This is a genomic window from Exiguobacterium sp. MMG028 (assembly GCF_027947425.1).
Lineage (GTDB): Bacteria > Bacillota > Bacilli > Exiguobacteriales > Exiguobacteriaceae > Exiguobacterium > Exiguobacterium aestuarii_A.
In genome coordinates this window covers 35,308-53,314 of record NZ_JAQJIN010000006.1, presented here as the reverse complement: position 1 = coordinate 53,314, position 18,007 = coordinate 35,308, and the positions used below count along the sequence as shown (strand labels likewise).

Annotated in this window: 32 protein-coding genes; all 32 read right to left on the bottom strand. The window is 46.9% G+C overall.

Features of this window, described 5'->3' with window-relative positions:
- Positions 1–257: 257 nt before the first annotated feature.
- The 32 genes from PJK55_RS14210 to rplV all read right to left on the bottom strand — a co-directional run bounded on the left by PJK55_RS14210 (position 258) and on the right by rplV (position 17,990).
- Positions 258–902: a KinB-signaling pathway activation protein gene (locus PJK55_RS14210; RefSeq protein ID WP_214786164.1), complete on the bottom strand. Its 645-nt coding sequence runs from the start codon at positions 900–902 to the stop codon at positions 258–260.
- An 11-nt stretch (positions 903–913) separates the two neighbouring features.
- A complete protein-coding gene (locus PJK55_RS14205; protein ID WP_074032486.1) occupies positions 914–1,945 on the bottom strand; it encodes a P-loop NTPase in 1,032 nt (343 codons plus the stop codon).
- A gap of 134 nt (positions 1,946–2,079) precedes the next feature.
- On the bottom strand, positions 2,080–2,472 hold the full coding sequence (gene rpsI, locus PJK55_RS14200; RefSeq protein WP_012727644.1) for a 30S ribosomal protein S9: 393 nt from the start codon (positions 2,470–2,472) through the stop codon (positions 2,080–2,082).
- 25 nt (positions 2,473–2,497) lie between these two features.
- Positions 2,498–2,935, bottom strand: a complete 438-nt coding sequence (rplM, locus tag PJK55_RS14195) for a 50S ribosomal protein L13 (RefSeq protein WP_026824852.1) — start codon at positions 2,933–2,935, stop codon at positions 2,498–2,500.
- A 143-nt stretch (positions 2,936–3,078) separates the two neighbouring features.
- Positions 3,079–3,819, bottom strand: a complete 741-nt coding sequence (truA, locus tag PJK55_RS14190; RefSeq protein WP_271306197.1) for a tRNA pseudouridine(38-40) synthase TruA — start codon at positions 3,817–3,819, stop codon at positions 3,079–3,081.
- Positions 3,816–4,607, bottom strand: a complete 792-nt coding sequence (locus PJK55_RS14185) for an energy-coupling factor transporter transmembrane component T family protein (protein ID WP_214876983.1) — start codon at positions 4,605–4,607, stop codon at positions 3,816–3,818. Before PJK55_RS14185 ends, truA begins: the two co-directional genes overlap by 4 nt.
- A complete protein-coding gene (locus PJK55_RS14180; protein ID WP_271306196.1) occupies positions 4,604–5,482 on the bottom strand; it encodes an energy-coupling factor transporter ATPase in 879 nt (292 codons plus the stop codon). The genes PJK55_RS14185 and PJK55_RS14180 overlap by 4 nt, the downstream gene beginning before the upstream one ends.
- The gene (locus tag PJK55_RS14175) at positions 5,458–6,294 is read right to left on the bottom strand and encodes an energy-coupling factor transporter ATPase (RefSeq protein WP_074032463.1); all 837 of its coding nucleotides are present in this window, start codon (positions 6,292–6,294) and stop codon (positions 5,458–5,460) included. The genes PJK55_RS14180 and PJK55_RS14175 overlap by 25 nt, the downstream gene beginning before the upstream one ends.
- Positions 6,295–6,363: 69 nt before the next feature.
- Positions 6,364–6,717 (bottom strand): 50S ribosomal protein L17, encoded by a 354-nt coding sequence (gene rplQ / locus PJK55_RS14170; protein ID WP_012727650.1) that lies wholly within the window; start codon positions 6,715–6,717, stop codon positions 6,364–6,366.
- A gap of 24 nt (positions 6,718–6,741) precedes the next feature.
- On the bottom strand, positions 6,742–7,686 hold the full coding sequence (locus tag PJK55_RS14165) for a DNA-directed RNA polymerase subunit alpha (RefSeq protein WP_012727651.1): 945 nt from the start codon (positions 7,684–7,686) through the stop codon (positions 6,742–6,744).
- A 92-nt stretch (positions 7,687–7,778) separates the two neighbouring features.
- On the bottom strand, positions 7,779–8,174 hold the full coding sequence (rpsK, locus tag PJK55_RS14160; protein ID WP_012727652.1) for a 30S ribosomal protein S11: 396 nt from the start codon (positions 8,172–8,174) through the stop codon (positions 7,779–7,781).
- Positions 8,175–8,190: 16 nt separating this feature from the next.
- Positions 8,191–8,556, bottom strand: coding sequence for a 30S ribosomal protein S13 (gene rpsM, locus PJK55_RS14155; protein WP_012727653.1), 366 nt, complete (start codon positions 8,554–8,556; stop codon positions 8,191–8,193).
- A 19-nt stretch (positions 8,557–8,575) separates the two neighbouring features.
- Positions 8,576–8,689: a 50S ribosomal protein L36 gene (gene rpmJ / locus PJK55_RS14150; protein ID WP_003156543.1), complete on the bottom strand. Its 114-nt coding sequence runs from the start codon at positions 8,687–8,689 to the stop codon at positions 8,576–8,578.
- A gap of 30 nt (positions 8,690–8,719) precedes the next feature.
- Positions 8,720–8,938, bottom strand: coding sequence for a translation initiation factor IF-1 (gene infA, locus PJK55_RS14145; RefSeq protein ID WP_021066622.1), 219 nt, complete (start codon positions 8,936–8,938; stop codon positions 8,720–8,722).
- A gap of 105 nt (positions 8,939–9,043) precedes the next feature.
- Positions 9,044–9,802 (bottom strand): type I methionyl aminopeptidase, encoded by a 759-nt coding sequence (map, locus tag PJK55_RS14140; RefSeq protein ID WP_074032461.1) that lies wholly within the window; start codon positions 9,800–9,802, stop codon positions 9,044–9,046.
- Entirely contained in the window at positions 9,799–10,449 is a 651-nt protein-coding gene (locus PJK55_RS14135; RefSeq protein WP_012727656.1) for an adenylate kinase, read from the bottom strand. The genes map and PJK55_RS14135 overlap by 4 nt, the downstream gene beginning before the upstream one ends.
- 79 nt (positions 10,450–10,528) lie before the next feature.
- Positions 10,529–11,818: a preprotein translocase subunit SecY gene (secY, locus tag PJK55_RS14130; protein ID WP_214697130.1), complete on the bottom strand. Its 1,290-nt coding sequence runs from the start codon at positions 11,816–11,818 to the stop codon at positions 10,529–10,531.
- The gene (rplO, locus tag PJK55_RS14125) at positions 11,818–12,258 is read right to left on the bottom strand and encodes a 50S ribosomal protein L15 (protein WP_012727658.1); all 441 of its coding nucleotides are present in this window, start codon (positions 12,256–12,258) and stop codon (positions 11,818–11,820) included. Before rplO ends, secY begins: the two co-directional genes overlap by 1 nt.
- A gap of 31 nt (positions 12,259–12,289) precedes the next feature.
- Entirely contained in the window at positions 12,290–12,475 is a 186-nt protein-coding gene (gene rpmD, locus PJK55_RS14120) for a 50S ribosomal protein L30 (protein WP_012727659.1), read from the bottom strand.
- A gap of 15 nt (positions 12,476–12,490) precedes the next feature.
- Positions 12,491–12,991, bottom strand: coding sequence for a 30S ribosomal protein S5 (gene rpsE / locus PJK55_RS14115; protein ID WP_012727660.1), 501 nt, complete (start codon positions 12,989–12,991; stop codon positions 12,491–12,493).
- A 20-nt stretch (positions 12,992–13,011) separates the two neighbouring features.
- Positions 13,012–13,374, bottom strand: a complete 363-nt coding sequence (rplR, locus tag PJK55_RS14110) for a 50S ribosomal protein L18 (RefSeq protein WP_214697128.1) — start codon at positions 13,372–13,374, stop codon at positions 13,012–13,014.
- A 34-nt stretch (positions 13,375–13,408) separates the two neighbouring features.
- A complete protein-coding gene (rplF, locus tag PJK55_RS14105; protein WP_012727662.1) occupies positions 13,409–13,948 on the bottom strand; it encodes a 50S ribosomal protein L6 in 540 nt (179 codons plus the stop codon).
- A 33-nt stretch (positions 13,949–13,981) separates the two neighbouring features.
- A complete protein-coding gene (rpsH, locus tag PJK55_RS14100; RefSeq protein ID WP_026824842.1) occupies positions 13,982–14,380 on the bottom strand; it encodes a 30S ribosomal protein S8 in 399 nt (132 codons plus the stop codon).
- A gap of 31 nt (positions 14,381–14,411) precedes the next feature.
- Positions 14,412–14,681, bottom strand: coding sequence for a 30S ribosomal protein S14 (gene rpsN / locus PJK55_RS14095; RefSeq protein WP_012727664.1), 270 nt, complete (start codon positions 14,679–14,681; stop codon positions 14,412–14,414).
- Positions 14,682–14,701: 20 nt separating this feature from the next.
- Positions 14,702–15,241: a 50S ribosomal protein L5 gene (rplE, locus tag PJK55_RS14090; protein WP_012727665.1), complete on the bottom strand. Its 540-nt coding sequence runs from the start codon at positions 15,239–15,241 to the stop codon at positions 14,702–14,704.
- Between the two features lie 32 nt (positions 15,242–15,273).
- The gene (gene rplX, locus PJK55_RS14085; protein WP_074032448.1) at positions 15,274–15,582 is read right to left on the bottom strand and encodes a 50S ribosomal protein L24; all 309 of its coding nucleotides are present in this window, start codon (positions 15,580–15,582) and stop codon (positions 15,274–15,276) included.
- A gap of 36 nt (positions 15,583–15,618) precedes the next feature.
- Positions 15,619–15,987 carry a 50S ribosomal protein L14 gene (rplN, locus tag PJK55_RS14080; RefSeq protein ID WP_026824839.1) on the bottom strand — a complete coding sequence of 123 codons (369 nt, stop codon included), beginning with the start codon at positions 15,985–15,987 and terminating at the stop codon, positions 15,619–15,621.
- A 44-nt stretch (positions 15,988–16,031) separates the two neighbouring features.
- A complete protein-coding gene (gene rpsQ, locus PJK55_RS14075) occupies positions 16,032–16,292 on the bottom strand; it encodes a 30S ribosomal protein S17 (RefSeq protein ID WP_012727668.1) in 261 nt (86 codons plus the stop codon).
- Positions 16,293–16,324: 32 nt separating this feature from the next.
- A complete protein-coding gene (gene rpmC / locus PJK55_RS14070) occupies positions 16,325–16,528 on the bottom strand; it encodes a 50S ribosomal protein L29 (RefSeq protein ID WP_012727669.1) in 204 nt (67 codons plus the stop codon).
- Positions 16,515–16,952, bottom strand: coding sequence for a 50S ribosomal protein L16 (rplP, locus tag PJK55_RS14065; RefSeq protein WP_012727670.1), 438 nt, complete (start codon positions 16,950–16,952; stop codon positions 16,515–16,517). The genes rpmC and rplP overlap by 14 nt, the downstream gene beginning before the upstream one ends.
- Before the next feature lie 32 nt (positions 16,953–16,984).
- Positions 16,985–17,644 carry a 30S ribosomal protein S3 gene (gene rpsC, locus PJK55_RS14060; protein WP_012727671.1) on the bottom strand — a complete coding sequence of 220 codons (660 nt, stop codon included), beginning with the start codon at positions 17,642–17,644 and terminating at the stop codon, positions 16,985–16,987.
- A 13-nt stretch (positions 17,645–17,657) separates the two neighbouring features.
- Positions 17,658–17,990, bottom strand: coding sequence for a 50S ribosomal protein L22 (rplV, locus tag PJK55_RS14055; protein WP_012727672.1), 333 nt, complete (start codon positions 17,988–17,990; stop codon positions 17,658–17,660).
- Positions 17,991–18,007 lie beyond the last annotated feature (17 nt).

Here is an 18,007-nt window from a genome sequence, read left to right as displayed (position 1 = left end):
ACCAATTGTTGTCGTGTTAGCGACTTTTTAATAATAGCGATTTGACTTGTGAAAGTCAACTACTTTTTATTATTTTTTTCGCTTTCTGATTATCGTTTCGTGAACAACATCAGCGACGTTTATTAATATATCAGCATCCTAAAAAACCGTCAACTGTTTTTCTAAAAAAACTTTATTTTTTTCTATTAACATCACTAAAAGAAAAAAACAGTCGTGGATCAACCCCTGGCAAGGAGTAATCCACGACCGCTCGATCGTTAGGATGACTTAGAAGACATCTGCTTTTTTGTTTTCTTCTTTGCTGTTTCTGGTGAAGTCGGCTCTGCAACTTGTCCAGTCTGTTGGAAACGATGAAGCATCAATACTTGATAGGCGTTCGCAAACACGAGTGTCGCGAGTGCTGGCCAAAGTAATGGGATTTCATCAGTTGTTTGAAGCGCTGGAATCCATTCGATTAACGTAATCACCGTCATCAAGAAGAGTGTCGGAATGAAAGCACTCATATTCGTTTGTTTCGCCTTACTTGCAGCAACTACCCAAGCGACAATTAATAGCACAGCCATCTCACCGATATAACGCCACATATGATCGTTCCCAAATGCGAGCATTCGTAAATAAACGGCATCAAAGATTGCAAAAGCAATCAGCAATACTTGAACACGATTCCATAGACGTGGTCCTCTAAACAAGTCGAGACCGACTCGGTGGATGATTAAATAGGCGAAGAAGCCCATCATGCTGATCCCGGTCCATGTACTCGAGTAACTAAGCGCCGTGACAATTGCCTCCCAGGACTGACTGACCAAATAACCCGGGTTCGCCAATAAATTCATCAGGAACCCAAACAACGTCCCAAAAACGAGCGTTGTCCAAAACAAACGTAAAAAACCTTGTACTTTCATCTCTCACCGATTCACCCTTCTATTTGTTGAATGACTGCTTGCGCCAACTCATCATACGTATGCTCAAACGGATGCCCATCACGATACACAGATGGTGCAAAGTCTTCTTCGTTATCATACGGTTGACCGAGTGGGATTTGAGCGAGGAGTTTACTCTTCAGTGCTTCTGAGAGTTTTTCTCCACCACCATACCCAAATACATATTCTTTCTCGCCTGTGACCTTACTTTCGAAGTAAGCCATGTTCTCAATGATGCCTAACACTTTATGGTTCGTTTTAATCGCCATTGCTCCTGCACGGGCAGCAACGAAGGCTGCTGTAGCATGAGGTGTCGTCACAATCAACTCTTGACATGATGGGAGCATAGAGTGGATATCGAGCGCGACATCTCCTGTTCCTGGTGGTAAGTCGAGCAATAGATAGTCAAGGTCGCCCCACTCCACATCATTAAAGAAGTTGTTGAGCATCTTCCCGAGCATCGGGCCGCGCCAGATAACAGGTGCATTATCTTCAACGAAGAAGCCCATCGAGATGACTTTTACACCAAATCGCTCAACTGGAATGATTTTTTCTCCACGAACGACTGGACGTTCTTCGATTCCGAGCATATCTGGAACGCTGAAACCGTAAATGTCCGCGTCGATCAATCCAACTTTCTTCCCAGCACGTGCAAGCGCAACCGCTAAGTTGACGGATACTGTCGACTTCCCTACGCCACCTTTACCTGAAGCAATGGCGATAAATGTCGTTCCTGAATTCTCACGAAGGATTGCCGGCTTCGTTGCCTCCTTCAAACTTTCATCGTTCAATGCTTCAAAGCGAAGTCCGACCGTCTTAAAGCCTTTCCCCTTGAGCAATGTGACGATCTCTTGTTGTAACTGAAGCTGTTCCCCGCTCCCTGTTTGTCCGAGTGCCACTTTCACACTGACGTAGTCTTCTTTAATGCGGATGTCTTTGACTCCCGCTGTATCTCCAAGCGTTCGGTTGATTGTTGGATCAACGAGCCCCGCCAATTCCTCGCGTACTTGCTCTACTGTAAGCATATCGCTTCCCCCTTATAACTGTTTCGATATCAGTATATCAAAAAAAGCGTTTTCTTGACGGCTTTGGAATCGACTAATTCAAACAAAAAACTCTCCACCCGAAAGGATGGAGAGTTCGAACCACTTCGCGAAGATTAACGCTTCGAGAATTGTGGTGCGCGACGTGCTGCTTTAAGACCGTATTTTTTACGTTCTTTCATACGAGCGTCACGAGTTAAGAAGCCTTTTTCTTTGAGGCTTGGACGGAATTCTGGGTCCGCTTGAAGAAGCGCACGTGATACGCCGTGGCGAATCGCTCCAGCTTGTCCAGTGTATCCACCACCGTTAACGTTAACGATTACATCGTATTTACCTTCTGTTTCAGTCAATACGAGTGGTGATTTAGCCATCATGATTAAAGTCTCATGACCGAAGTATTCTGAGATATCGCGGCCATTTACAACAACTTTACCGTCACCTGCAACGAGGTGAACGCGAGCCACCGAGTGTTTGCGGCGGCCTGTTCCGTAGTAACGTACATCTGCCATCGTTTAGTTCCTCCCTGTGTCTCGATTAACCGCGAAGTTCGTAAACTTCTGGTTTTTGTGCTTCATGCTTGTGTTCAGTTCCAGCGTAAACGTGGAGTTTGTTGAATTGTTGACGACCGAGTGATCCTTTTGGAAGCATCCCTTTGATCGCGAGTTCAAGCATACGCTCTGGACGTTTTGCGAGAAGCTCTTTTGCAGTTTGTGATTTCAAGCCGCCTGGATGACCTGAATGACGGTAGTAGATCTTGTCATTCAATTTGTTACCAGTCAATTTGATTTTCTCAGCGTTGATGATGATGACGTGGTCTCCGCAATCAACGTGTGGTGTGAAAGTCGGCTTGTGCTTACCACGAAGAAGTGATGCTACTTCACTAGTCAAACGACCGAGTGTTTTGCCTTCTGCGTCGATAAGGAGCCATTTGCGTTCTACTTCAGATGCTTTAGCCATGAATGTTGTGCGCATGTGGAATACCTCCTAAAATGTCTGTTCACTTAATTTTTTTGATGCTTTATCATAATCCTAGTTTACGGGGCTAAGATTGTGGTTCATCTCTAAATGTGAAAATGAAATGCCAATGAATATAATACGATTTTATAGAGGGAATGTCAATCTACTTTTTCATAATTCACATTCCATAAATACAAACCGTGTGGGGGCGCGGTAATCCCCGCCATACGGCGATCTTTCGCTTCCAGCATTTTGGTGATGTCAGCCGGCTTATATTTGCCTCTCCCTACCTCAATGACCGTCCCTACCATGATACGTACTTGATTATATAAGAAACCAGAACCGACGAAACGAAATACGATCTCATCCCCCATTTCGAGCACTTCTGCTTCAAAGATGGTACGAACACGGTCCTCGACTTCCGCCTTTGTCACAGAGAACGATGTAAAGTCGTGGGTGCCGACTAGCTGCTCCATCGCCTCACGCATTCGATCAAGGCTAAGGTCATACGTCACCGTGGCAGCATAGTGCCTTCTGAATGGATCCTCGGTCTTACGGATATGATAGCGATACTCTTTTCGCTTCGCCCCATATCGAGCGTGGAACCCAGTGTCCGCTTCTTCTGCATGTTTGACAAGGATGTCGTCCGGCAACATCGCATTCAACGCTTTAACAAACCGCTCCGCCGGCATCTGTAATGAAGTGTCAAAATGAATCACTTGTCCTAAGGCATGGACACGAGCGTCTGTACGACCTGAGGCGACAATTTTGACGGGGTGACGATGCATTCGTGTGAGAACTGCCTCAATCTCCGCTTGAATCGTATTCCCATTTGGCTGTACTTGATATCCCACGTAGTGTGTCCCGTCATAGGCAACTGTCAGTTTAATCCGTCTCATCCAATCCCTCTCAATCCAAACAATATGAGTGTTAACGCGACAAAGATCAGCAATACTGCTGTATCACGCGTCTGCCACTCCATCTCACGCAACCTTGTCCGTCCTTCACCCCCACGATACCCACGTGCCTCCATCGCCGTAGCGAGGTCCTCAGCGCGCTTAAACGCCGAGATGAACAATGGAATCAATAAAGGGATGACTCCTTTTAAACGAGACTTCCATGGACCACTCATCAAATCAACCCCTCGTGCTTGCTGGGCTTTCATGATTCGGTCTGTCTCGTCTGCAAGAGTTGGTAAGAAGCGAAGCGAGATCGATAACATCAAGGCAATCTCATGTGCCGGTACACGAATCCGCTCAAACGGTCGCAGACCCGCTTCAATCGAATCGGTCAATTCCATCGGTGTCGTCGTCAATGTGACGAGTGTCGTTAACATGACGAGATAGAAGAACCGGAGCGAGACAATCAGTCCCATCCGAATCCCTTCTGAGTAAATGGCAATCGGGCCAAATTCAAAAAGGAGTGTCCCGTCACGATTAAATAATAACTGCAAGATCAACGTGAAGACGATCAAGAAGAGAATCATCCGTAACCCATTCCATAAATAACGCCACGATAGTTGTGATAGTTTCACCGCAAATAACGTGAACGCTAATAGAAATAAGTTCGTCCATAAGTTATCCGCTAAAAACACGACCGGGATAAATCCTAAAATAAAGAGAGTCTTCGCACGGGCATCGAGTGAATGGAGCCAGGAATGACCCGGTATATATTGACCAATAATCATATGGCTCCCCCTCTCAAGTGCTCTGCGATCCAATCCGCTAATTCGGCCTCCGTTCGTACGAGTGGAGTGACCGTTTCCCCAAAAACCGGTGCTAGATCACGGGCGAATCGGAGAACGTGCGGGATATCAAGCTGGAGACGACGTACGAGAGCTTCATCCTGAAACAACTCAAACGGATCGCCATCGAACGCTACCTGTCCACGCTCCATCACGACGACGCGTTCGGCGTAAGTGAGCACGTCATCCATATCGTGAGAAACGAGAATCAGCGTTAGATTCAGCTCTTCTCGTAATCGTTTAAATAATGCCAGCATATCTCGTCTGCCGATTGGATCGAGACCAGCTGTCGGTTCGTCGACGATGAGGACGTCGGGGCGGCTCGCTAAGACGCCCGCAATCGCGACGCGACGCATTTGTCCCCCGGAAAGGTCGAATGGGGAACGGTCCCATAGTGATTCATCCAAACCGACGAGACGAAGTGCCTCATGGGCACGCTCTTTTGCTTCGGCATCTGTCGCGCCAAAGTTGCGCGGACCGAACATGACGTCGCGTTCGACCGTCTCTTCAAACAATTGGTGCTCAGGATATTGAAAGACGAGCCCAACGCGACGCCGAAGCGGCAAGAGATTTTGTTTTTTATCCCGACGTGTTCGAATCGGTGTGACCGTGATGTCATCGACCACGACACGTCCATCAGTCGGTCGTAATAAGCCGTTCATATGTTGAACGAGTGTTGATTTCCCAGAGCCCGTATGCCCAAGAAACGCAACAAGCGCTCCCGACGGAATGGTTACATTCACATCGCGCAGCGCGGTTCGTTCAAACGGAGTATTCATTTGATATTGATATGTTACTTCTTCAATGCGTATCGGCATAGATGGTTCACCAACTCCGAATGTTGTAGCATCAGACGATCGAGTGGAATGCCACGTGCCTTCAGTTCGAGTTGCATCCGGACAATGAACGGAACATCCAATTGAATGTCACGAAGCTGATCGGGATGTTGAAACACGTCTTCAGGTGTACCGGTCATCGCAATCTTACCTTTCGATAATGCAATGATACGGTCGGCAAACAACACTTCGTCGAGCTCGTGTGTAATGGCGACAACGGTCATCCCTTCTGAGACGAGTTGTCTTACCGTTTGTAATACCTCTTGTCGCCCAATTGGGTCGAGCATCGAGGTCGCTTCATCGAGCACGAGGACACGCGGGCGCATTGCGAGAGCCGCAGCTATCGCAACGCGCTGCTTTTGTCCACCGGATAACTGATGCGGTTCACGGTCCGCTAGTTCCGATAATCCAACGCGCGCTAGACTGTCATCAATTCGACGAACCATTTCTTGACGTGGAAGTCCCATGTTTTCGAGAGAAAATGCCACATCATCGCGCACGGTCGCCCCGACAAATTGATTGTCGGGATTTTGAAAGACGACCCCGATCCGCGTTCGAACATCCCACACGTCTGCGGCGTTCGATGGATCGAGTGTCTCTACGCGGACTTCCCCCTGTTCAGGAATAAGAAGTCCGTTCCACAACTTCGTCAGTGTCGACTTACCAGAACCATTATGGCCGACAATCGCAAGCCATTCCCCTTTATATACATCGAGCGACAGGCCGTTAAGTGCCGGCTCAGATTGTCCAGGGTAATGAAATACGACGTCCCGTACCATAATTTGCGATTCCATAGGTCGACTCCTTTCTGATGTGGAAACAGGGCAATACGTCACCGCATGCCCTGTTGACTGCCTAATGAATTAGACGAGTTCGATGATTACAACTTCTGCACCATCACCGCGGCGTGGGCCGACTTTCATGATGCGCGTGTATCCACCTTGACGTTCAGCGTAGCGTGGAGCCACGTCTTCGAACAATTTTTGGATTGCGTCTTTTTCTCCAGCGTTCTCCTTACGAACGAATGAAGCTACTTGACGACGGGCATGAAGATCGCCACGTTTCCCAAGAGTGATCAATTTTTCAACGACTGGGCGAAGTTCTTTCGCTTTTTGTTCAGTTGTTTGAATGCGCTCGTTGATGATTAGGTCAGTTGCAAGATCACGCAAAAGCGCCTTGCGTTGCGAGCTTGTACGGCCAAGTTTCGAATAAGCCATTACATTTCCCTCCTTCGGTTGAACTTAGTCTTCTTTACGCAAGCCCAAACCGAGTTCGTCCAACTTGTGTTGAACTTCTTCGAGTGATTTACGTCCGAGGTTACGAACTTTCATCATCTCTTCCTCTGATTTGTTTGCGAGTTCTTGAACAGTGTTGATGCCAGCGCGCTTCAAGCAGTTGTACGAACGAACTGAGAGATCGAGTTCTTCAATCGTCATTTCGAGTACTTTTTCTTTTTGGTCTTCTTCTTTCTCGACCATGATTTCTGCGTTGAGAGCCTCATCTGTCAAACCAACGAAGATGTTCAAGTGTTCAGTCAAAATTTTAGCTCCTAATGATACAGCTTCTTCCGGACGAATTGAACCATCTGTCCACACGTCTAATAAAAGCTTATCAAAGCTAGCGTCTTGACCGACACGTGTTTTATCTACTTCGTAGTTCACGCGTTGAATCGGTGTATAGATCGAATCGATTGGAATGACCCCAATCGGCATATCATCACGTTTGTTATCTTCTGCCTGGACGTAACCACGACCACGGCGAGCAGTCAAACGCATGCGAAGCGTCGCATTGTCAGCGAGAGTCGCGATGTGGAGCTCAGGATTCAAGATTTCAACGTCGCTATCATGGGTAATGTCTGCCGCAGTGACAGCACCGGCACTTGAAACGTTAATCTCAAGCGTTTTCTCTTCTTCCGAGTACACTTTGAGTGCTAACTTCTTGAGGTTTAGTACGATTTGAGTAACGTCTTCGACGACACCGTCAATCGTAGAGAACTCGTGAAGCACGCCATCGATTTGAACCGCTGTTACCGCTGCACCTGGGAGCGATGACAATAGAATTCGACGTAGTGAGTTACCGAGAGTAGTGCCATATCCACGTTCAAGCGGTTCTACTACGAATTTACCAAACGTAGCGTCCTCGCTGATTTCGACCGTTTCGATCTTTGGTTTTTCAATCTCGATCATCTGAACCCCTCCTTGAGTATATCCTGCCGTGCAGTTTGAACTGCTAAAGTATAAGCTGTCGTGCTAGGTAAGCCCCTCACACGTTCAAGCGATTATACGCGGCGACGTTTCGGAGGGCGGCAACCGTTGTGCGGAACTGGAGTTACGTCACGGATTGCAGTAACTTCGAGACCAGTAGCTTGGAGCGCACGGATAGCCGCTTCACGTCCAGCACCAGGACCTTTAACGTTAACTTCTACTGTACGCATACCGTTGTCCATTGCAACTTTCGCTGCAGTTTCAGCAGCCATTTGTGCTGCGAACGGAGTCGATTTACGTGATCCTTTAAATCCAAGGTTACCAGAAGTAGCCCATGAGATCGCGTTACCTTGCGTGTCAGTGATTGTAATGATTGTGTTGTTGAATGTAGAACGGATGTGTACCACACCGACTTCAACATGTTTTTTAACTTTACGTTTAGAACGTACGTTTTGCTTACGTTTCGCCATTGTTCAATTCCCTCCTTTACTTCTTCTTGTTCGCTACTGTACGGCGTGGGCCTTTACGAGTACGCGAGTTGTTCTTCGTGTTTTGACCGCGAACAGGGAGACTACGGCGATGACGGATACCGCGGTATGCGCCGATCTCGATCAAACGTTTGATGTTAAGTGAAACTTCACGACGAAGGTCACCTTCAACTTTGATTCCGTCAATTGCTTCACGGATACGGTTGAGTTCATCTTCAGTAAGGTCGCGTGTGCGTGTCTCTTCAGAAACGTTAGCAGCCTTCAAAATTTCTTGTGCTTTTGTTTTACCAATACCATAGATGTATGTGAGCGAAATAACGATACGTTTTTCGCGTGGAATATCTACACCAGCAATACGTGCCATGTGTGCACCTCCTCTGAAATTAACCTTGTTTTTGTTTGTGTTTCGGGTTTTCGCAAATTACCATTACTTTACCCTTACGGCGAATAACTTTACATTTTTCGCAAATCGGTTTTACCGACGGTCTTACTTTCATGAGTATACCCTCCTCCTGGAAAAATCGGAGTTACTTATAACGGTACGTAATCCGCCCGCGAGTCAAGTCGTATGGAGACAACTCAACAGTTACGCGGTCACCTGGAAGGATCCGAATGTAGTGCATCCGAATTTTCCCTGAGACGTGCGCGAGCACCGTGTGGCCGTTTTCTAACTCCACTTTAAACATTGCGTTCGGAAGTGGTTCGACAACAGTGCCTTCCACTTCAATGACATCTTGTTTCGCCATCATTTATTCCCCTTTCTATATGAAAATCTTTAGGAGCACAGACGATCTATTGCCATCTACTGTGAGAGAAGGATCCAGAATGGATCAGTATGAAACAATAGAGCCTCATTCACCGGAATCGAGTTTCGTTAAAATCTCGTATCCATCGTCTGTGATGGCGATGGTGTGCTCAAAGTGGGCGCACATGCTACCGTCCACTGTGACAACTGTCCAGTTATCAGCCAGTGTTCGAACATAGCGTTGACCAGCATTAACCATTGGTTCAATAGCTAACGTCATCCCAGTCTTCAGGCGCGGCCCTTTCCCCGGTGGACCATAGTGTGGAATTTGCGGTTCTTCATGCAAATTTTGTCCAACACCATGACCGACGTATTCGCGGACGACAGAGAAATCGTGTGATTCAACATATGCTTGAATCGCATGAGAAATATCTGTCAATCGCCCTCCAGCCTTGGCGTGCTCCAATCCTTTATACAGACTTTCTTCGGTTACGTCAAGTAGCCGCTGTGTCTCTTCTGAGATTGTTCCCACTGGATAAGTCCAAGCGGAATCTCCATGGTATCCATTATAGTAGGCACCGATGTCGATTGAGATAATATCTCCATCTTTCAATACCCGTTTTCCTGGAATGCCATGAACAAGCTCTTCATTCACCGAAGCGCAAACACTACCGGTAAAACCGTTATAGCCTTTAAACGATGGCGTCGCACCTTGGCTGCGAATGTAATCTTCCGCAATCTGGTCGAGCTCAAGCGTCGTGATTCCTGGTTTTATGTGCTGTTTGAGCACCTGGTGCGTTCGAGCAACAATTTGCCCAGCCTCACGCATAATCGCAATTTCACGAGGCGTCTTCGTGATGATCATTCAGTATCACCGAGTAATGCTTTGACATCGGCATATACGACATCGATTGGACGATCTCCATCCAATGTACGAAGATACCCTTTTTCAGCGTAAAAGTCAATGAGTGGTTTCGATTGCTCGATGTTGACGTCAAGGCGACGGCGAACCGTTTCCTCTTTATCGTCTTCACGTTGCATGAGAGCCGACCCATCCACATCACAGATGCCTTCCACTTTTGGTGGGTTAAAGATCACGTGATATGTCGCACCACATGTTGGGCAGATCCAACGACCTGTCAAACGTGGAACGAGAATTTCCGCATCCACATCGATGTTGACGACGTGGTCAATCTGTTTCCCCAAATCTTTAAGCAAACTTTCGAGTGCCTCTGCTTGAGCAACAGTACGCGGGAATCCATCAAGTAAGAAACCTTTTTCAGTGTCATCTTGGCTAAGACGTTCACGTACGATTCCGATTGTTACCTCATCCGGTACGAGTTCGCCTTTATCCATGAATGACTTGGCTTCTTTACCGAGTGGCGTTCCGCCTTTGATTGCCGCACGAAACATGTCGCCTGTCGAAATGTGAGGGATTTGGTACTCTTCTACGATTTTAGCAGCTTGAGTCCCTTTCCCAGCACCCGGTAAGCCCATGAGTACTAGATTCATCTCGGTTAGCCTCCAGTTTTGATTTTCACGAAGGGCTTGTAAACACGACAGGAAGGAAGGGTCAACCCTTCCTTCCGCTTTAACGGATAAAGCCTTTATAGTGTCGTTTTACAAGTTGACTCTCGATTTGTTTCATCGTTTCGAGGGCTACCCCGATGACGATCAATAAGCTCGTTCCTCCGATTTGAACGGAAGTTGGAAGACCGGCAAGCTTAATGAAGATTGTCGGCATGATCGCCACGAGCGATAAGAAAATCGCTCCGAAGAAAGTCAATCGATACAGCAACTTCGTGATGTACTGTTCTGTTTGCGCCCCAGGACGAATCCCAGGAATATAACCACCTTGCTTCTGCAGGTTTTCTGCCATCTGCTCTGGGTTGACCTGAACAAATGTATAGAAGTAAGAGAACGCAATGATTAATGCAACGTAAATCGACATTCCGATTGGCGCCGTCGTGTCAAAGTACGTTTGTAATTTTTGCGTTGTCTCTGGAGAAGCAATGAAGCTTGCAACAGTTGGTGGTGTTACCATGAAGGAAATCGCGAAGATTACCGGAATAACACCTGCAGCGTTTAGCTTGATCGGCAAGTGCGTCGACTGACCGCCCACTGGGGTACGGTTTGCCGTGCGCTTTGCATATTGGATTGGAATTTTGCGTGCCGCTTGTTGAACATAAATGATCCCAACCGTCACAGCCAAAATGACAAGGGCCAATACAACCAAGTAAACGATGTTAATGAACAATGCATCTCCAGCGTTTTGGAGTTTTGTTTCATAAATCTGCGTAAAGATTCTTGGGAACCCAGCGACGATACCAGCGAAGATAATGATGGAAATACCATTCCCAACACCTTTCTCCGTTGTCATCTCACCAAGGAACATCAAGAACGCTGTACCCGCAGTGAGTACAATCGCGATCACAAAGTAAGTTGCCGTTCCCCATGTTTCATTGACGAGACCTGGGTAGAGGCGGTTAAATCCAAACGACAATGAAGTCGCTTGGACAAAGCCTAAGATGATCGTCCCATAGCGCGTGACCGTCGCTAACTTTTTACGGCCCGCCTCTCCTTGTTTTGCCCATTCGGCAAACTTTGGAACGACGTCCATTTGTAAAAGTTGCACAACGATCGATGCCGTGATATACGGCATGATCCCCATTGCGAACAAGGAGAAGTTCTGTAAAGCATTTCCTCCAAACAAGTTCAAGAAGTCAAGAAGACCTCCTGAGTCAAAACGCAACACATCCGTATTCACCATCGGCACCGGGATATGAGCCCCGATGCGGAAAATGATGATGATTGCGAGTGTGAAGAGAATACGCTGTCGAATATCTTTCACGCGCCACATATTGGAGATCGTCTGAAACATCAGATCACCTCAACTGTACCGCCAGCTGCTTCGATTGCTTCTTTCGCTGCACCCGAGAACTTGTTGGCTTTTACAGTCAATTTAGTTTCAAGCTTGCCGTTAGCAAGGACCTTGATTCCGTCTTTAGCAGAGCTGACTACACCAGTCTCGATTAAGAGTTCTGGAGTAACTTCAGTACCTGCTTCGAAACGGTTAAGCGTGTCTAGGGAAACAACCGCGTACTCTTTACGAGTTGGGTTGTTGAAACCGCGTTTTGGAAGACGACGGTAAAGTGGGTTTTGTCCACCTTCGAATCCTGGACGAACGCCACCGCCCGAACGAGCTTTTTGACCTTTGTGTCCACGGCCAGAAGTTTTACCGTTACCAGTCGCCATACCGCGACCGACACGGTTACGTTCGTGACGTGAACCTGGAGTTGGCTTCAATTCATGGAGTTTCATAGTGGCACCTCCTTATTTATTAAAATCTTTATTATTCGTTGATTTCTTTTACAGTCACAAGGTGCGACACTTTATTGATCATACCGCGCATCGCGACGTTGTCTGGGACAACGACCGTTTGATGCATTTTGCGAAGACCGAGTGTACGTACAGTAACACGCTGACCTTCCGGACGACCAATTGTGCTGCGTGTGAGGGTGATTGCGAGTTTCGCCATGTCTAGTTCCCTCCCTTAGTTAAGAAGTTCTTCTACGCTTTTACCACGTAGTTTAGCAACTTCCTCTGCTTTTTTGAGCTCAGTCAAGCCCTGTACCGTCGCACGGACGATGTTGATCGGTGTGTTTGAACCTAACGATTTCGAAAGGATGTCACCTACACCTGCAAGTTCGAGCACCGCACGAACTGGACCACCAGCGATAACCCCAGTACCTTCAGAAGCTGGTTTCATGAATACACGACCTGCTCCGAATACTCCTGTGATTTCGTGTGGAATTGTTGTACCAACCATAGGTACTTGTACCATGTTTTTCTTAGCGGCTTCAATAGCCTTGCGAATCGCTTCTGGCACCTCTTGTGCCTTACCTGTACCGAAACCGACGTGACCATTTTTGTCACCTACGACTACGAGAGCAGCAAAACGGAAGCGGCGGCCACCTTTTACGACTTTCGCGACGCGGTTTACGGTAACAACGCGTTCTTCAAGTTGTTCCATGTTAACGTCTAACTGGCGCATCGAGTGTCCCCTCCTTTTTATTAGAATTTAAGACCTGCTTCACGAGCTGCTTCTGCAACAGCTTTGACGCGGCCATGATAGAGGTATCCACCACGGTCGAACACAACTGTGTCGATACCTTTCTCGAGTGCACGTTCTGCAGCAAGTTTACCAACAGCTGTCGCTGCTTCAACGTTACCGCCATTTGTAAGATCGAGAGCTTTATCTTTCGAAGATGCAGACACAAGCGTTGTTTGTGACGCGTCATCGATAAGTTGAACGTAAATGTGCTTGCTCGAACGGAATACGTTCAAACGTGGACGAGCTGCTGTCCCCGAGATCGTACGACGTACGCGAGCATGACGTTTTTTACGAACTGCATTTTTATCTGCCTTTGTGATCATTTATGCCACTCCTTTCCGTTCATTTCGTGACGAATTACTTACCAGTCTTACCTTCTTTACGGCGAATACGTTCATCAGAGTAACGAACACCTTTACCTTTGTAAGGTTCTGGAGCACGGTACGAGCGGATTTGAGCAGCAACGTGACCGACGCGCTCTTTGTTAATCCCTTTTACGATGATTTGCGTGTTTGAAGGAACTTCGATTTCGATACCTTCCTCAGCAACGTACTCGATTGGGTGCGAGTAGCCGAGGTTGAGGACGAGTTTGTTACCTTGCTTCGTAGCACGGTAACCAACCCCCGAGATCTCAAGTGTTTTTTGGAATCCGTTCGACACACCTTGTACCATGTTGGCAATAAGGGCACGTGTCGTACCGTGAATTGTGCGGCTTTCTTTCGATTCGTCTGGACGAACAACCGTCAATTCGTTCTCTTCAACTTTGATTTCCAATGCCGGGTTAGCTGAAAGCGAAAGTTCACCTTTAGCACCTTTTACTGTGACCGTGTTGTCATTAGCAACTGTTACAGTAACGCCAGCAGGAATCGTAACTGGTTTTTTACCAATACGTGACATTGATTACACCTCCGTTCTTGTTAGAAAAGTGACTTACCAGATGTAGGCGAGCACTTCGCCGCCGACTTGTTGTTGGCGAGCTTCTTTATCAGTCATAAGACCTTTAGATGTCGAAAGAACTGCGATCCCGAGTCCTCCGAGTACTTTAGGCACTTCATCAGCTTTTGCGTATACGCGAAGACCTGGTTTCGAAATACGTTTGAGACCAGTGATTACACGTTCGTTGCTTGCTCCATATTTAAGGAAAAGACGAAGTGTACCTTGTTTAGCGTCCTCGATATATTCAACATCGCGAATGAAACCTTCACGCTTAAGGATTTCAGCGATCTCACGTTTAATGTTCGAAGCTGGAAGCTCCATTTTTTCATGGCGAACCATGTTAGCGTTACGGATACGTGTAAGCATATCTGCAATAGGGTCTGTCATTACCATGCGATGTACCTCCTTTCACACTGTTAGTGGATTACCAGCTTGCTTTTTTAACACCAGGGATTTGACCTTTGTATGCAAGATCACGGAACTTGATACGGCTGATCCCGAATTTACCCATGTAACCATGCGGACGACCTGTGATGCTGCAACGGTTGTGCAAGCGTACAGGTGACGAGTTACGTGGCAATTTGCTGAGTCCGATATAATCGCCTTCAGCTTTCAACTTCGCACGCTTTTCAGCGTACTGGGCAACGAGTTTCTCGCGTTTAAGTTCGCGATTCACCATTGACTTTTTAGCCATGTTGTCGACCTCCCTCTAGATTATTTTTGGAATGGCATACCGAGAAGTGTGAGCAATTCACGTGCTTCTTCGTCTGTGTTTGCTGTTGTAACAACAACGATGTCCATACCGCGTACTTTAGATACTTTATCGTAATCGATCTCAGGGAAAATAAGTTGCTCTTTCACGCCAAGCGTGTAGTTACCGCGTCCGTCGAATGCTTTCTTCGATACACCGCGGAAGTCACGTACACGTGGAAGTGAAACAGTTACCAATTTGTCGAGGAAATCGTACATACGCTCGCCACGAAGTGTAACCTTCGCACCGATTGGCATACCTTCACGAAGCTTGAAACCAGCGATTGATTTCTTCGCTTTCGTTACGAGTGGTTTTTGACCTGAAAGAATTGTTAATTCTTCAACTGCCATGTCAAGTGCTTTCGAGTTCGAAACAGCATCACCTACACCCATGTTGATGACGATCTTTTCGATTTTCGGTACTTGCATGACCGAGTCATAGTTGAATTTATCCATCATCGCTTTCACGATGTCGCTTTTATACTTCTCTTGCAAACGGTTCATAGTCGAATGGACCTCCTTTCGTCACGTTCTTCTTATTTATCGAGTGATTCGCCCGATTTCGCGACACGAACTTTTTTACCATCGACTACTTTGAAACCAACACGAGTTGGTTTGCCAGTTTTAGGGTCGAGTGGCATTACGTTCGAGACGTGAATTGGTGCTTCGATCTCAAGGATCCCGCCTTGTGGATTCGCTTGTGAAGGTTTTGAGTGTTTTTTCATCACGTTTACGCCTTCAACCACTACGCGGTTTTTGCTTGGCATAGCTTTGAGGATAACCCCTTGCTTGCCTTTATCTTTACCAGACATTACCTGGACTGTATCGCCTTTTTTAACATGCATCGTTTGCGCACCTCCTTATAGGATTGAAATTGGAAATTAAAGTACTTCCGGTGCCAACGAAACGATCTTCATGAATTCTTTTTCACGAAGTTCACGTGCAACTGGCCCGAAGATCCGTGTGCCGCGTGGGCTCTTGTCATCTTTGATAATGACTGCTGCGTTCTCATCGAAACGGATGTACGAACCATCTTTACGACGAGCGCCGCGTTTTGTACGAACGACAACTGCTCTGACAACGTCACCTTTTTTAACAACGCCACCTGGTGTTGCTTGTTTTACCGTAGCGACGATAACGTCACCGATGTTTGCAGTCTTACGACCAGAACCACCGAGGACTTTAATTGTCAACAGTTCACGCGCGCCAGAGTTGTCTGCTACTTTCAAGCGAGATTCTTGTTGAATCATGCGAGTGTACCTCCCTCCGGATGTTTAATAAATCCGAACTGTTATTAGATGATTACTGATTCTTCTACTACTGTTACAAGACGGAAACGTTTGTCTTTAGAAAGAGGACGTGTTTCCGCGATGCGAACGATATCGCCCACTTTAGCGACGTTGTTCTCATCGTGTGCTTTATATTTCTTCGTGTAGTTTACACGTTTGCCATAAAGTTTATGACGAACCTTTGTTTCTACTGCGACGACGATCGTTTTGTCCATTTTGTCAGACACGACGCGACCAGTGAACACTTTACGGTTGTTGCGTTCCATGAGTGTTACCTCCTCTCAAGAATCCGATGTAATTAGCCGTTGTTGATGCCGAGTTCGCGTTCACGAAGAATCGTTTTAGCACGCGCAATCGACTTGCGTACTTCACGGATACGAGCAGGATTCTCAAGCTGACCTGTAGCAAGTTGGAAGCGAAGGTTAAAGAGTTCTTCTTTCCACTCGCCCACTTTACCGTTGAGCTCTTCAGTTGTTGATTGACGGAGATCAGTTGCTTTCATTCGTATCACCACCATTTTCTTCACGTTTCACGAACTTACATTTTACTGGAAGTTTGTGCGATGCAAGACGAAGTGCCTCACGTGCCACTTCCTCAGATACACCTGCGATTTCGAACATTACTTTGCCAGGCTTAACTACAGCTACCCAGCCTTCTGGAGCACCTTTACCCGAACCCATTCGGACTTCGAGAGGCTTTTTAGTGTACGGCTTGTGTGGGAAGATCTTGATCCACACTTTACCACCACGTTTCATATAACGTGTCATTGCAATACGTGCTGATTCGATTTGACGGTTTGTAATCCAGCTCGCTTCGAGAGCTTGGAGACCGAACTCACCGAAGTGTACAGTTGTGCCGCGTTTAGCATTCCCGCGCATTTTACCACGGTGTACACGACGATATTTCACGCGTTTAGGTAACAACATAGTGTGTTGCCTCCTTCCTGAAAGAGTGTTTATTATTCAGCGTTTTTCGCTGTGTTGTTTTTTGTTGGAAGAACTTCACCGTGGTATAACCAAACTTTTACGCCGATTTTACCGTAAGTTGTGTCAGCTTCAGCTGTTCCGTAGTCGATATCGGCACGGAGTGTGTGAAGTGGAACTGTTCCTTCCGAGTATTTCTCTGAACGAGCGATATCAGCGCCACCAAGACGACCAGAAACTTCTGTTTTGATCCCTTTGATGCCAGTGCGCATCGAACGTTGAATTGATTGTTTCATTGCACGACGGAATGATACGCGACCTTCCAATTGACGAGCAATGTTTTCTGCTACAAGCTTCGCAACAGCGTCAGCGTTTTTCACTTCAACAACGTTGATGTGAACGCGTTTTCCGTCAGCGATTTTTGTAATGTGTTTACGGAGTGATTCGATTTCAGAACCACCTTTACCGATTACCATACCTGGCTTCGCAGTGTGAAGCGAAATGTTCACGCGGTTTGCAGCGCGTTCGATTTCAACTTTAGAAACACTAGCATCCTTCATTTTGTTTTCGATGTATTCACGAATAACGAAGTCTTCATGAAGGAGATCAGCGTAGTCTTTCTCAGCGTACCAACGCGAATCCCAGTCTTTGATAACACCAACGCGAAGACCGTGCGGATTTACCTTTTGACCCACTACATATCCCTCCTTATTTCTCAGTTACCACGATGTGGATGTGGCTTGTGCGTTTGTTAATACGGCTTGCGCGACCCATCGCACGTGGGCGGAAGCGTTTGAGTGTTGGACCTTCGTTTACGTAAGCTTCTGTTACAACGAGGTTCTCAATGTTCATATCGTAGTTGTGCTCTGCGTTAGCAATCGCTGATTTTAATACTTTTTCAACGACTGGCGATGCTGCCTTGTTCGTGTGAGCAAGGACAGAGAGCGCTTCGCCGACTTGTTTCCCGCGAATTAAGTCTACAACGAGACGTGCTTTGCGAGGAGCAAGACGGACCATATTAGCTGATGCTTTAGCTTGCATGGATTTGACCTCCCCTC